The sequence below is a fragment of the Pseudomonas psychrophila HA-4 genome, assembly GCF_000282975.1.
GTDB classification, from domain to species: domain Bacteria; phylum Pseudomonadota; class Gammaproteobacteria; order Pseudomonadales; family Pseudomonadaceae; genus Aquipseudomonas; species Aquipseudomonas psychrophila_A.
Genome location: NZ_ALJC01000062.1, coordinates 151,326 through 164,643 on the forward strand (window position 1 = coordinate 151,326; position 13,318 = coordinate 164,643).

Consider the following 13,318-nt stretch of genomic DNA (forward strand, 5'->3'; position numbering starts at 1 on the left):
AGCTAAGCTCGTTGCTACAGAGGCGATGACGTTACGGCGTTGAGAGTTTAACCGGGCGTTTCCAGCCATCTATGTTGCGCTGGCGCGCCCGGCCCACGGCCAGTTGCTCCGCTGACACGTTTTGGTTGATGGTCGAACCGGCGGCGGTGGTCGCTCCATTGGAGATATCCACAGGCGCTACCAACGAATTGTTGGAACCGATGAACACGTCTGCGCCCAGCACAGTCTTCCACTTGTTGGCGCCATCGTAGTTGCAGGTGATGGTGCCCGCGCCTATGTTGGTGCGAGCCCCGACTTCGGCGTCGCCTAGGTACGTCAGGTGTCCGCACTTGGCATCTTCGCCGAGGTGGGCATTTTTCAATTCGACAAAGTTACCCACATGGGCACGCGCATCAAGCACGCTGCCCGGACGCAAGCGTGCGAAAGGTCCGGCATCGCTGCCCTCGCCCATGACTGCACCGTCGAGATGGCTATTGGCTTTGACCACGACGCCTTTGCGCAAGGTACTGTCTTTGATCACGCAGTTAGGACCAATCACCACGTCGTCTTCGATCACCACGCGACCTTCAAGAATCACGTTAATGTCGATCAGCACATCACGACCAACGGTCACTTCGCCGCGTACATCAAAACGCGCCGGATCGCGCAAGGTCACACCCAAGGCCATCAGTCGACGACCTTCGCGAAGCTGGTAATGACGCTCCAGTTCGCTGAGCTGTTTACGGTCATTGGCGCCCTGCACTTCCATGGGGTCATGGGCGTGCTCGGTGGCCACGACCAAACCATCGTTAACCGCCATCGCGATCACGTCGGTCAGGTAATACTCGCCTTGGGCGTTGTTGTTTGAAAGGCGGCTCATCCAATCAGCCAAGCGTGCCGTCGGTAACGCCAAAATCCCGGTGTTGCCTTCGGTGATAGCACGTTGCTCATCGGTTGCATCTTTATGCTCGACGATGGCGCTGACATTGCCGCCAGCATCGCGCACGATCCGACCATACCCGGTCGGGTCTGCCAGGTTGACGGTCAGCAAGCCCAGTTGTTCGGGAGCAACCTGTTTGAGCAAGCGCTGCAAGGTATCCACTTCGATCAGAGGCACATCGCCGTACAGGATCAAGACATTTTCTGCCGTCAGAAATGGCAAAGCCTGGGCCACCGCGTGACCGGTACCCAGTTGCTTGTCTTGAAGCACAAAGTTCAGGTCATCAGCGGCCAGGCGTTCGCGGACCTGTTCCGCACCATGGCCGATAACAACGTGAATACCGGTCGGCTTAAGCTGGCGGGCGCTGTGGATAACATGCCCGAGCATGGAGTTGCCGGCCACGGGGTGCAGAACTTTGGGCAGGGCCGAACGCATGCGGGTGCCCTGACCTGCGGCGAGAATAACGATATCGAGAGACATGACTGGCTACCAATCCTGGGTGGTCAGCGGTTGTGACCAAAAAGTAATTCGCGGAAAAAGAAAAAGGGTAGCCGAGGCTACCCTTTTTAATCAATCGCACAATGAAGCAGGACGCTTAACCGCCGAACTTCTTGCGGATTTGCTGGACGGTGCGCAGCTGAGCTGCGGCCTCGGCCAGACGTGCAGCAGCAGATCCGTAATCGAAATCTGCGCCTTTTTCGTTCAGGGCCTTCTCGGCAGCTTTAACAGCTGCTTGAGCGGAGGCTTCATCCAGGTCGGCAGCGCGTTGCACGGTGTCGGCAAGTACCTTGACCATGTTCGGCTGAACCTCGAGGAAACCACCGGAGATGTAAAACACCTCGGCTTCGCCACCCTGTTTGATCAGGCGGATCGGACCTGGGTTCAGACTAGTGATCAGCGGAGCGTGGCCCAGAGCGATACCAAGATCACCCAGTGCACCGTGCGCAATCACCATCTCAACCAGACCGGAAAAGATTTCTCCTTCCGCGCTGACGATATCGCAATGGACTGTCATATTAGCCATCTGATTGCCTCAACCTGATTAGCGCCCGTTTCCGGGCGCCCGAATTACAGTTTCTTGGCTTTCTCGATCGCTTCTTCGATGCCGCCGACCATGTAGAACGCTTGTTCTGGCAGGTGGTCGTAGTCACCGTTGAGGATGCCTTTGAAGCCAGCAATGGTGTCTTTCAGGGAAACGTATTTACCCGAAGCGCCAGTGAAGACTTCAGCCACGAAGAACGGCTGAGACAAGAAACGCTGGATCTTACGAGCGCGGGATACCAACTGCTTGTCGGTTTCCGACAGCTCGTCCATACCCAAGATCGCAATGATGTCCTTCAGTTCTTTGTAACGCTGCAACACATATTGAACGCCACGAGCGGTGTCGTAGTGTTCCTGGCCGATTACGTTCGGGTCCAGTTGGCGCGAAGTCGAGTCCAGTGGATCAACCGCTGGGTAGATACCCAGGGAGGCGATGTCACGGGACAGTACAACGGTGGCGTCCAAGTGGGCGAATGTGGTCGCAGGCGACGGGTCAGTCAAGTCATCCGCAGGTACGTATACCGCTTGGATCGACGTGATCGAACCGTTTTTGGTCGAAGTGATGCGCTCTTGCAGAGTACCCATCTCTTCAGCCAGAGTCGGCTGGTAACCTACTGCTGAAGGCATACGGCCCAGCAGTGCGGATACTTCAGTACCGGCCAAGGTGTAACGGTAGATGTTGTCAACAAACAACAGTACGTCGTTACCTTCGTCACGGAACTTCTCGGCCATGGTCAGGCCAGTCAGTGCTACGCGCAGACGGTTACCCGGCGGCTCGTTCATCTGACCGTAAACCAGTGCCACTTTGTCCAGTACGCTGGAATCCTTCATCTCGTGGTAGAAGTCGTTACCCTCACGAGTACGCTCACCCACACCAGCGAACACGGAATAACCGCTGTGTTCCATGGCGATGTTACGGATCAATTCCATCATGTTTACGGTTTTGCCTACACCGGCACCACCGAACAGACCAACCTTACCGCCTTTAGCAAACGGGCAGATCAGGTCGATAACCTTGATGCCGGTTTCCAGAAGGTCGTTGCCGCCTGCTTGCTCAGCGAAGGACGGTGCTGGGCGGTGAATGCCCCAACGCTCTTCGGTGTCAATCGGGCCAGCTTCGTCGATCGGGTTGCCCAGAACGTCCATGATCCGGCCCAGAGTCGCTTTACCGACTGGTACGGAGATGGCTGCGCCAGAGTCGGTGACTTCCAGACCGCGCTTCAAGCCCTCGGTGGAACCCATCGCAATGGTACGAACCACGCCGTCGCCCAGCTGCTGCTGAACTTCCAGAGTGGTTCCGGCCGCGCTTTGTACTTTCAGCGCGTTGTAGATGCTCGGTACGCTGTCGCGTGGAAATTCCACGTCGATAACGGCGCCGATGATTTGAACGATACGTCCGCTACTCATAGCTGGATCCTCTGAATATTTGAACCGTTAAACCGCGGCAGCGCCGCCGACGATTTCCGAGATCTCTTGGGTGATCGCAGCCTGACGCGCCTTGTTGTAGATCAGCTGCAAATCGCTGATCAAATCACCGGCGTTGTCAGTGGCGTTCTTCATTGCGATCATCCGGGCAGCTTGTTCAGCTGCACTGTTCTCGACCACCGCCTGGTACACCTGCGACTCCACGTAACGCACCATCAAGCCGTCAAGCAGCTCTTTGGCATCTGGTTCGTAGAGGTAGTCCCAGTGGTGCTTGAGTTCTTGATCCGGGGTCGCCACCAGTGGAATCAATTGCTCCACAGTCGGCTGTTGCGTCATGGTGTTGATGAACTTGTTGGATACCACGGACAGGCGGTCAATACGGCCTTCCAGGTATGCATCCAGCATCACCTTAACGCTGCCGATCAAATCATTGATCGACGGTTCTTCACCCAGATGGCTGATGGCAGCGACGACGTTACCGCCGAAGTTACGGAAAAAAGCCGCACCTTTGCTACCTACCACGCACAGATCAATCTCGGCGCCGTTTTCGCGGTTTACCGCCATGTCCTTGACCAAAGCCTTGAACAGGTTGGTATTCAAACCACCGCACAAACCACGGTCACTGCTCACAACCACATAACCAACGCGCTTAACTGGGCGGTCGATCATGAACGGGTGGCGGTATTCCGGGTTGGCGTTGGCCAAATGCCCAATAACCTGGCGGATACGCTCCGCATAAGGACGGCTAGCAGCCATGCGCATTTGTGCCTTGCGCATTTTGCTGACCGCCACTTTTTCCATGGCGCTGGTAATTTTTTGCGTGCTTTTGATGCTCGCAATCTTACTGCGAATCTCTTTTGCGCCTGCCATGTAACACCTATCAGGTTAGCAAGCGGGAGCCTTGCGGCTCCCGCTGCGGCTTACCAGGTTTGGGTGGCCTTGAACTTCTCGATACCGGCTTTGATGCCAGAATCGATGTCGTCATTGAAGTCACCTTTAACGTTGATCTTCGCCATCAATTCGGCGTGATCGCGGTTGAAGTAAGCAATCAGCGCTTGTTCAAAGCTGCCAATTTTGGTGATTTCGACGTCAGTCAGGAACCCACGCTCAGCGGCATACAGCGACAGCGCCATGTCAGCGATCGACATTGGTGCGTATTGCTTCTGCTTCATCAGCTCAGTAACGCGCTGACCATGCTCAAGTTGCTTACGGGTCGCTTCGTCCAGGTCAGAAGCGAACTGGGCGAATGCCGCCAGTTCACGGTACTGAGCCAGAGCGGTACGGATACCACCGGACAGCTTCTTGATGATCTTGGTCTGAGCGGCACCACCCACACGGGATACCGAAACACCGGCGTTCACAGCAGGACGGATCCCGGAGTTGAACATGGCCGATTCCAGGAAGATCTGACCGTCGGTGATGGAAATCACGTTGGTCGGAACGAACGCGGAAACGTCGCCAGCTTGAGTTTCGATGATCGGCAGTGCGGTCAGGGAACCGGTTTTGCCGGTCACTGCGCCGTTGGTGAACTTCTCTACGTACTCTTCGGATACGCGGGATGCGCGCTCCAGAAGACGGGAGTGGAGATAGAACACGTCGCCTGGGTAAGCTTCACGGCCTGGTGGACGGCGCAGCAGCAGGGAAATCTGGCGGTAAGCCACTGCTTGCTTGGACAGATCGTCATAAACGATCAGCGCGTCTTCACCGCGGTCGCGGAAGTATTCGCCCATGGTGCAACCGGAGTACGGTGCCAGGAACTGCAGCGCTGCTGATTCGGAAGCACTGGCAGCAACGACGATGGTGTTAGCCAACGCGCCGTTTTCTTCCAGCTTGCGAACCACGTTGGCGATAGTCGATTGTTTCTGACCGATCGCTACGTATACACAGAAAATGCCGCTGTTCTTCTGGTTGATGATCGCGTCGATCGCCAGAGCGGTTTTACCGATCTGACGGTCACCGATGATCAGCTCACGCTGGCCACGGCCGACAGGGATCATGGCATCGACAGCCTTGTAGCCAGTCTGTACAGGCTGGTCTACCGACTTACGCCAGATCACGCCTGGAGCAACTTTCTCGACTGCATCAGTCTCGGTGTTGTTCAGCGGACCTTTGCCATCAACTGGGTTACCCAGTGCGTCGACAACGCGACCCAGCAGTTCCTTACCCACCGGAACTTCCAGGATACGGCCAGTGCACTTGGCGCTCATGCCTTCAGCCAGAGTCGTGTATGCGCCCAGTACTACGGCACCTACAGAGTCTTGCTCCAGGTTGAGAGCCATGCCGAAGACGCTGCCCGGAAACTCGATCATTTCGCCGTACATTACGTCGGCCAGACCGTGAATCCGCACAATGCCGTCAGATACGCTGACGACAGTGCCTTCGTTGCGGGCTTGAGAGGTCACATCGAGTTTTTCGATGCGGCCCTTGATAATTTCACTTATTTCGGAAGGATTGAGTTGCTGCATTGCTCTGCTGCCCCTTCAAACTCAAGATTTCAATGCTTCGGCAAGGTTTGCGAGTTTCCCGCGAACCGAGCCATCGATAACCAGGTCGCCGGCGCGGATGATGACACCACCTATAAGGCTGGCATCCTCCGCAACTTGCAGGCGCACTTCCCGGTCGAGTCGTGCACTGAGAACCTTGGCGAGTTTGTCTTGCTGTTCTTGGTTCAATGCAAAAGCACTGGTCACTTCAACGTCTACCGATTTCTCTCGTTCGGCCTTGTACAGGTCAAACAGAGCGGCGATCTCCGGCAACAGCGGGAGACGGTCGTTTTCGGCTACAACATGAATGAAGTTCTGTACTTTTACATCGAACTTGTCGCCGCACACGTCAATAAACGTGGCGGCCTTTTCTGCGCTCGTCAGTCGCGGGGCCTTGAGCACGCGCTGCATAGTGTCGTCTTGCGACACTGCTGCAGCCAGGCCGAGCATGGCTGACCAAGAGGCCAGTTGCTGGTGGGCCTGGGCGTGCTCGAAGGCTGCCTTAGCGTAAGGTCGGGCCAACGTGGTCAATTCTGCCATGATCGCCCTCGCTTAAATTTCAGCAGCCAGTTTATTAACCAGCTCCGCGTGCGCGTTTTGATCGATTGTGGCACCCAGGATCTTCTCTGCGCCTTCAACAGCCAAGCCACCCAATTGGGCACGCAGGGCGTCTTTAACGCTGTTCAGTTCCTGTTCGATCTCGGCCTGAGCCTGAGCCTTCACACGGTCAGCTTCAACGCGAGCCAATTCACGGGCCTCGTCTACGATCTGATTACCGCGTTTCTTGGCTTGCTCAATGATTTCAGCTGCTTGAGCCTTAGCTTCGCGCAGTTGCTGACCCGCTTTATCTTGGGCCAACTCCAGGTCACGAGCTGCTCGGTTAGCAGCGTCCAGTCCAGCCGCAATCTTCTTCTGACGTTCTTGCAATGCCGCGATGACCGGAGGCCACACGAACTTCATGCAAAACAGTACAAAAATGAAGAACGCAACGGACTGGCCAATCAGGGTTGCATTAATGTTCACGCCAACACCTCGCTCGTTCGTTGTCCATCACTCTAATCAACTCGAAAATTCGAGTGATTAGCCAGCGAGTTGACCAACGAAGGGATTAGCGAAGGTGAAGAACAGTGCGATACCAACACCGATCATGGTTACGGCGTCGAGCAGACCGGCAACGATGAACATTTTAACTTGCAGCATTGGAACCATTTCTGGTTGACGCGCTGCGCCTTCCAGGAACTTGCCGCCCAACAGGCCGAAACCAATTGCGGTACCCAGTGCGCCCAGGCCGATCAACAGTGCAACAGCGATAGCGGTTAGACCAACTACAGTTTCCATCTTTCCTCCCGACTTTTACGTCGTATGGTTTAGGTTTTTAGATTAAAGCGGTAAAACAAAATCATTTTGCGACACCCTCTTACCGAGGCAAGAGGGGCACCAGACTCGCCGAGACGGGTCTTAGTGGTTCTCTTCGTGCGCCATCGACAAGTAAACGATGGTCAACATCATGAAGATGAACGCTTGCAAGGTGATGATCAGGATGTGGAATACAGCCCACGCCCATTGCAGCACCACGCCCAGACCGCTAAGCCAAAGCAGGCCGCTGCCGAACATTACGGCGATCAGGATAAATACCAGTTCGCCAGCGTACATGTTGCCGAATAGACGCAGTGCCAGCGAGATTGGCTTGGCAATCAACGTCACGAATTCGAGCAGGAAGTTCACCGGAATCAGCAGCGCTTGAACAAAAATGTTCTTGCTGCCGAATGGGTGCAGGGTCAGTTCGCCGATGAAGCCGCCGATACCCTTGATTTTGATGCTGTAGAAGATGATCAACGCGAATACCGACAGGGCCATGCCCATGGTGGCGTTAGGATCAGTCGTCGGTACGGCACGGAATGGGAAGTGCTCATCGCCAGTGATCAAGATGGCCAACTGAGGAATCCAGTCAACCGGGATCAAGTCGATGGCGTTCATCAAGAACACCCAGACGAAAATGGTCAGTGCCAAAGGAGCGATCACGGCGCTGCGGCCATGGAAGCTGTCTTTTACGCTGCCATCAACGAATTCCACCAGCACTTCAACAAAGTTCTGCAGAGCACCTGGTTGACCGGAAGTCGCCTTCTTGGCCGCCATGCGGAAAATGAGGATAAAGATCAGGCCGACAAACAGCGACCAGCCGAGGGTATCGACGTGGAATGCCCAAAAGCCCATTGCTTTAGCTTCTGCAACGGTGTGAGCAAAGCCCCAGCCGCCATCAGGTAGCTGCCCGAAGGTCAGGTTCTGTAAGTGGTGCTGGATATAGCCCGAAGCGGTTGTTTCTGCCATGGTTGCCTCAAACGCCCTAAGGTCTCGAAAGTGTTGTTCTCATTAGCAGGGGAGCGAACCAGCTGACCAGTTGGGTCAGCACGAAGACGCCGAATACAGCTAGCGGCGCCAATGGCTTCACACCTGCAAACGTCAGCGCGAACAGCACTGCCGTCAAAATTAATTTGCCTGCCTCACCGGCGTAAAACGACCGGACGATGGCTTGCGCTGCTCGGGCACCGGTAAACCGAAAAGCCCTGTGAGCAAAATACACATTGGGTAGCAAAGCTATCAGGCCTCCGCAGAGTCCTGAATATCCGGCTACGACTCCATGCCATTGCCAGAGCGCCAAAGCAGCCAGCAATAAAACGACAAATTGAGCCAGCAAAACCGGGAAAACCACCAAGCGATGGAACGGCAAGCGGTTTGGCGTGCGTGTCTCCATCACAATTGCTCCTCAAAGGTCGGCTACCAAACAATAAAACTTGGCATAAATTGTGCCGACAAAATGCGCGCAGAGTATAGGGGCGCTTAAGCCCCTATTCAACTGTCAGGTAGTGATTTCCGACTGCGCGCTACATAAGGAAATGTTTCAGCGAATGTGAGCAAGCACTCCTTGAAGCTCATCCAAGGAGTTATAACCAATGACTAATTGGCCTTTTCCTTTCTTTCCGTGCCGGATCTGCACCGCAGAGCCTAGGCGTTCGGCCAGACGCTGCTCGAGACGAGTAATATCCGGGTCTGCTTTAACCGGTTCAGCAGGCTCTTGTTTACCGCTCAACCACTGGCGAACCAGGGCTTCGGTCTGACGGACAGTCAGGCCGCGTGCGACAACATGTCGCGCCCCCTCAACCTGCTGATTTTCGGGTAAACCGAGCAATGCACGCGCATGACCCATTTCCAAGTCACCGTGCGACAGCATGGTCTTGATCACTTCCGGCAAAGAAATAAGCCGCAACAGGTTAGCCACAGACACGCGGGACTTACCCACAGCATCGGCTACTTGTTGTTGAGTCAGTTGAAATTCTTGCTGCAAACGCTGCAAGGCAATGGCTTCTTCAATCGGATTGAGGTCTTCGCGCTGGATGTTTTCGATCAGCGCCATCGCGATGGCGGTTTCATCGGGTACATCTTTGACCATCGCCGGGATGGTGTCTTTGCCAGCCTGTTGGCTGGCGCGCCAACGGCGCTCACCGGCGATGATCTCAAAACGGTCACCCGCGATCGGACGCACCACGATCGGTTGCATCACACCCTGGGCCTTGATCGAGTTCGCCAGCTCTTCGAGCGCTTGCGGGTCCATGTCACGACGAGGCTGATATTTGCCGCGTTGAATCAGGTCCAGTGGCAAATGCTGCAGTTCGCTTTGATCGACCTTGACAGCCTGCTCTTCCAGCGAGCTGACCGTAGGACCGCTCAGGAGTGCATCCAGTCCGCGTCCTAGACCTCGTTTCTTGACGGCCATGGAATTTCCTTAAGTTGGCTGAGCAGTGCGGGAGGAGCGACGCTGACGACGAACCAGCTCACCGGCCAAGGCAAGGTAAGCAATCGCGCCACGGGAATTTTTATCATAGGCCAGTGCAGGCATACCGTAACTCGGTGCCTCGGCCAGACGAATGTTGCGCGGAATCACTGTGTCGTAGAGCTGCTCACCAAAGTGCTCTTTGAGCTGGGCCGACACATCGTTCATCAGGCTCAGACGCGGGTCGTACATAGTCCGCAGCAGGCCTTCGATTTTCAGGTTCGGGTTCAGCAACTCGGCGATGCGCTTGATGTTATCCACAAGGTCGCTCAAGCCTTCAAGGGCGAAGTACTCACACTGCATGGGGATAATCACCCCATCGGCTGCAACCAGTGCGTTCAAGGTCAACATCGACAGAGACGGCGGGCAATCGATCAGGATGTAATCGTAGCTTTCACGAACCGGCGCCAGCGCAGTCCGCAGACGGCTTTCTTTCATCTGCATTTCTAGCAGCACAACCTCGGCTGCCGTCAGATCGCGGTTAGCTGGCAACAACTGGTAACCACCGTGCTCGGAGACGTGCATGGCCTGAGCCAAATCGCATTCACCGATCAACAAGTCGTAAACCGAATTCTCAAGGCCATGTTTATCCACACCGCTACCCATGGTGGCGTTGCCCTGTGGATCAAGGTCGATCAGCAGTACGCGGCGCTTGGTCGCGACCAGCGATGCTGCGAGGTTGATACAGGTGGTGGTTTTACCCACACCACCTTTTTGGTTCGCTATTGCGAATACCTTAGCCATTCTTGCTTGCGTTCCCAATCATGCCGTTCGGCGCAGTATCAGCAGATGGCGTTGGCCTTGGCAACCTGGAACAGTCAAGGCGTGTTCGCTATCTAGACGAAAATCAGACGGCAATGCTACCAGCTCATCGGCCGGATGGACGCCCTTCATTGCCAACCAGCGTGTTTCACTGTTGCCTAGGTGGCGCGTCCAGTTGCTGAAGTTCTCCATGCTGCTGAAAGCCCTGGAAACAATTCCGGTAAACGGCAGCGCCGGCTGAAACTCTTCGACGCGACTGTGGATAACTTGCAGGTTGTCCAGTTTGAGCTCGAGTTTGACCTGAGTCAGGAAGCGGGTCTTCTTGCCGTTGCTGTCCAAGCACGTCACCTGTGACTCAGGAAACAGGATGGCCAAAGGAATGCCGGGCATTCCTCCACCACTGCCCACATCCAGCCAACGACCGTTTTCGATGAAGGGCATCACACTCAGACTGTCGAGCAGGTGACGCGACACCATCTCGTCGGGGTTACGCACAGCCGTGAGGTTGTAGGCCTTGTTCCATTTGATCAACAGCGCTAGATAACCCAGCAGTTGCTGGTGCTGAAATTCAGTCAGGTTGACGCCCAATTGGCGTGCGCCTGTGGATAATTCTTCGGCGTGTTGTGCAATGACCAGCGAACTCAAGCGTTTTGCTCCAACTTGCGGCCAGCGCCGCGTTTTTTCAGGTGAATCATCAACAGGGAAATCGCAGCCGGGGTAACGCCGGGGATGCGTGAAGCCTGACCAAGTGTCTCTGGACGGGTGGCGCCGAGCTTGCTCTGAATCTCTTTCGAGAGCCCGGAGATGTTCGTGTAATCGATATCCACAGGCAGTTTGGTATTTTCACTGGCCCGCAAACGAGCGATCTCATCCTGTTGACGATCAATGTAACCCGCGTACTTGGTCTTGATTTCGACCTGTTCAGCGACCAGCGGATCGCTTGCGCCCTGCCCGGTCACTTCAACCAAACCGGCGTAATCGATTTCTGGACGGGTCAACAAATTCAATAAATTGTATTCATGGGTCAACGGCGTGCCAAATTTAGCCGCAATCGCTTCACCTTGCTCTGTGCCTGGACGAACCCATGTGCTTTTCAGACGCTGTTCTTCAAGGGCAATGCTTTCGCGTTTGGTGCAAAACGCTGCCCAACGGGCGTCATCGACCAAACCAAGCTCGCGACCTTTTTCGGTCAAACGCATGTCCGCGTTGTCTTCGCGCAGGATCAAACGGTATTCGGCGCGAGAGGTGAACATCCGATACGGTTCTTGGGTCCCCAAGGTAATCAGGTCATCAACCAACACGCCGATGTACGCCTCATCGCGACGCGGGCACCAGCTGTCTTTGCCCTGTGCGAGCAAAGCGGCGTTGGAACCCGCGAGCAAACCTTGCGCGCCCGCTTCTTCGTAACCGGTGGTGCCGTTGATTTGTCCAGCAAAGAACAACCCCCCAATCACCTTGGTTTCGAGGCTGTATTTCAAGTCACGAGGGTCGAAATAATCGTATTCGATGGCATAGCCTGGACGCACGATGTGGGCATTTTCCATACCGCGAATCGATTGCACGATTTGCAACTGCACATCGAAAGGCAACGAGGTCGAAATGCCGTTCGGATACAGCTCATGGGTGGTCAAACCTTCCGGTTCGATAAACACCTGGTGGCTTTCCTTGTCAGCAAAACGATGAATCTTGTCTTCAATCGAAGGGCAGTAACGTGGGCCAATCCCTTCAATGACACCCGAGTACATCGGTGAACGATCAAGGTTGGCAGCAATGATTTCGTGAGTACGGGCATTGGTATGGGTGATCCAGCAGCTCACTTGTTGTGGGTGCTGTTCTTTGTTGCCCATAAACGACATGACCGGGATAGGCGTGTCGCCGGGTTGTTCTGTCATGACTGAAAAATCAACCGAACGGCCATCAATACGCGGTGGAGTGCCGGTTTTTAGGCGACCCACACGCAAAGGCAGTTCACGCAGACGGTGTGCTAGGGCAATTGAAGGTGGATCACCAGCTCGTCCGCCTGAGTAGTTTTGTAAGCCGATGTGGATAAGTCCACCCAAGAACGTGCCAGTGGTCAAAACCACGGCATCGGCCATGAAACGCAGGCCCATCTGTGTAACCACACCGCGTACTTGATCCTGTTCAACGATCAGGTCATCAGCCGCTTGTTGAAATATCCACAGGTTGGGCTGGTTTTCCAGGATTTCGCGTACGGCCGCTTTGTAGAGGATGCGATCTGCCTGTGCACGTGTTGCTCGCACGGCTGGGCCTTTACGCCCATTGAGTACGCGGAACTGGATTCCGCCTTTGTCGGTAGCAATGGCCATCGCGCCGCCGAGGGCGTCGATTTCTTTAACCAGATGGCTTTTACCAATCCCGCCAATTGCAGGATTGCAGCTCATTTGCCCGAGGGTTTCCACGTTGTGGGTCAGCAGTAGGGTTTTTACGCCCATACGTGCTGAAGCAAGTGCAGCCTCGGTTCCGGCGTGACCGCCACCGATGACGATCACTGCAAAACGGGAAGGGAAATTCACCACGCACCTCGTGCCTGTTACTAGGGGTTTTTTGGATAGACCGCGAAGTATAGGGACTTCGCCCTTCTTAAAGAACCCTCTGCACAAAATTTAACCAGCTTGTGGATAAGGCAAGATAGATAAATAAATAGAGAAGAAATATTTAAAGCTTTGTTTTTATGTTTATTTCTATGCAGGCAGCTTTCTGTGGATAGATTTCTGAAAGCCTTATTTTACGTACTGTACAGAGATTCAAAAGTCTGTGGTCATGTGCCAATAAGGGCCGTGAATAAGTGGTTTAAGCCTGTGGGTAAAACAGGCGCTTATCCACAGGGGTGGTTATCAT

General features: G+C 54.8%; 14 protein-coding genes. All 14 read right to left on the reverse strand.

Features of this window, described 5'->3' with window-relative positions; genetic code table 11:
• Nucleotides 1-31: 31 nt before the first annotated feature.
• The 14 genes from glmU to mnmG all read right to left on the reverse strand — a co-directional run bounded on the left by glmU (nt 32) and on the right by mnmG (nt 12,993).
• On the reverse strand, nt 32-1,399 hold the full coding sequence (gene glmU, locus B347_RS0107650) for a bifunctional UDP-N-acetylglucosamine diphosphorylase/glucosamine-1-phosphate N-acetyltransferase GlmU (RefSeq protein ID WP_019409114.1): 1,368 nt from the start codon (nt 1,397-1,399) through the stop codon (nt 32-34).
• 115 nt (nt 1,400-1,514) lie between these two features.
• Complete coding sequence (locus B347_RS0107655; RefSeq protein ID WP_402865679.1) at nt 1,515-1,934, reverse strand: F0F1 ATP synthase subunit epsilon; 420 nt, start codon at nt 1,932-1,934, stop codon at nt 1,515-1,517.
• A 53-nt stretch (nt 1,935-1,987) separates the two neighbouring features.
• Nucleotides 1,988-3,367, reverse strand: coding sequence for a F0F1 ATP synthase subunit beta (gene atpD, locus B347_RS0107660; RefSeq protein ID WP_019409116.1), 1,380 nt, complete (start codon nt 3,365-3,367; stop codon nt 1,988-1,990).
• Between the two features lie 27 nt (nt 3,368-3,394).
• On the reverse strand, nt 3,395-4,255 hold the full coding sequence (atpG, locus tag B347_RS0107665; protein WP_019409117.1) for a F0F1 ATP synthase subunit gamma: 861 nt from the start codon (nt 4,253-4,255) through the stop codon (nt 3,395-3,397).
• A 50-nt stretch (nt 4,256-4,305) separates the two neighbouring features.
• On the reverse strand, nt 4,306-5,850 hold the full coding sequence (atpA, locus tag B347_RS0107670) for a F0F1 ATP synthase subunit alpha (protein WP_019409118.1): 1,545 nt from the start codon (nt 5,848-5,850) through the stop codon (nt 4,306-4,308).
• 21 nt (nt 5,851-5,871) lie between these two features.
• Nucleotides 5,872-6,408 (reverse strand): F0F1 ATP synthase subunit delta, encoded by a 537-nt coding sequence (locus B347_RS0107675; RefSeq protein ID WP_019409119.1) that lies wholly within the window; start codon nt 6,406-6,408, stop codon nt 5,872-5,874.
• 12 nt (nt 6,409-6,420) lie between these two features.
• On the reverse strand, nt 6,421-6,891 hold the full coding sequence (locus B347_RS0107680; protein WP_019409120.1) for a F0F1 ATP synthase subunit B: 471 nt from the start codon (nt 6,889-6,891) through the stop codon (nt 6,421-6,423).
• Between the two features lie 57 nt (nt 6,892-6,948).
• Nucleotides 6,949-7,206: a F0F1 ATP synthase subunit C gene (gene atpE / locus B347_RS0107685; RefSeq protein ID WP_002555987.1), complete on the reverse strand. Its 258-nt coding sequence runs from the start codon at nt 7,204-7,206 to the stop codon at nt 6,949-6,951.
• 120 nt (nt 7,207-7,326) lie between these two features.
• Nucleotides 7,327-8,196, reverse strand: coding sequence for a F0F1 ATP synthase subunit A (atpB, locus tag B347_RS0107690; protein ID WP_019409121.1), 870 nt, complete (start codon nt 8,194-8,196; stop codon nt 7,327-7,329).
• Between the two features lie 16 nt (nt 8,197-8,212).
• The gene (locus B347_RS0107695; protein WP_019409122.1) at nt 8,213-8,620 is read right to left on the reverse strand and encodes a F0F1 ATP synthase subunit I; all 408 of its coding nucleotides are present in this window, start codon (nt 8,618-8,620) and stop codon (nt 8,213-8,215) included.
• Between the two features lie 147 nt (nt 8,621-8,767).
• Nucleotides 8,768-9,640 carry a ParB/RepB/Spo0J family partition protein gene (locus B347_RS0107700; protein ID WP_019409123.1) on the reverse strand — a complete coding sequence of 291 codons (873 nt, stop codon included), beginning with the start codon at nt 9,638-9,640 and terminating at the stop codon, nt 8,768-8,770.
• 9 nt (nt 9,641-9,649) lie between these two features.
• Nucleotides 9,650-10,441 (reverse strand): ParA family protein, encoded by a 792-nt coding sequence (locus B347_RS0107705; RefSeq protein WP_019409124.1) that lies wholly within the window; start codon nt 10,439-10,441, stop codon nt 9,650-9,652.
• A gap of 18 nt (nt 10,442-10,459) precedes the next feature.
• Entirely contained in the window at nt 10,460-11,104 is a 645-nt protein-coding gene (rsmG, locus tag B347_RS0107710) for a 16S rRNA (guanine(527)-N(7))-methyltransferase RsmG (RefSeq protein WP_019409125.1), read from the reverse strand.
• Nucleotides 11,101-12,993 (reverse strand): tRNA uridine-5-carboxymethylaminomethyl(34) synthesis enzyme MnmG, encoded by a 1,893-nt coding sequence (gene mnmG / locus B347_RS0107715; protein WP_026014052.1) that lies wholly within the window; start codon nt 12,991-12,993, stop codon nt 11,101-11,103. Before mnmG ends, rsmG begins: the two co-directional genes overlap by 4 nt.
• Nucleotides 12,994-13,318 lie beyond the last annotated feature (325 nt).

Bases quoted from the DNA above. Each gene is read 5' to 3' on its own strand.
- atpA (WP_019409118.1), bottom strand. From the start codon at position 5,850: ATGCAGCAACTCAATCCTTCCGAAATAAGTGAAATTATCAAGGGCCGC.
- atpE (WP_002555987.1), bottom strand. From the start codon at position 7,206: ATGGAAACTGTAGTTGGTCTAACCGCTATCGCTGTTGCACTGTTGATC.
- B347_RS0107655 (WP_402865679.1), bottom strand. From the start codon at position 1,934: ATGACAGTCCATTGCGATATCGTCAGCGCGGAAGGAGAAATCTTTTCC.
- B347_RS0107695 (WP_019409122.1), bottom strand. From the start codon at position 8,620: ATGGAGACACGCACGCCAAACCGCTTGCCGTTCCATCGCTTGGTGGTT.
- B347_RS0107700 (WP_019409123.1), bottom strand. From the start codon at position 9,640: ATGGCCGTCAAGAAACGAGGTCTAGGACGCGGACTGGATGCACTCCTG.
- atpB (WP_019409121.1), bottom strand. From the start codon at position 8,196: ATGGCAGAAACAACCGCTTCGGGCTATATCCAGCACCACTTACAGAAC.
- atpD (WP_019409116.1), bottom strand. From the start codon at position 3,367: ATGAGTAGCGGACGTATCGTTCAAATCATCGGCGCCGTTATCGACGTG.
- B347_RS0107675 (WP_019409119.1), bottom strand. From the start codon at position 6,408: ATGGCAGAATTGACCACGTTGGCCCGACCTTACGCTAAGGCAGCCTTC.
- atpG (WP_019409117.1), bottom strand. From the start codon at position 4,255: ATGGCAGGCGCAAAAGAGATTCGCAGTAAGATTGCGAGCATCAAAAGC.
- glmU (WP_019409114.1), bottom strand. From the start codon at position 1,399: ATGTCTCTCGATATCGTTATTCTCGCCGCAGGTCAGGGCACCCGCATG.
- B347_RS0107705 (WP_019409124.1), bottom strand. From the start codon at position 10,441: ATGGCTAAGGTATTCGCAATAGCGAACCAAAAAGGTGGTGTGGGTAAA.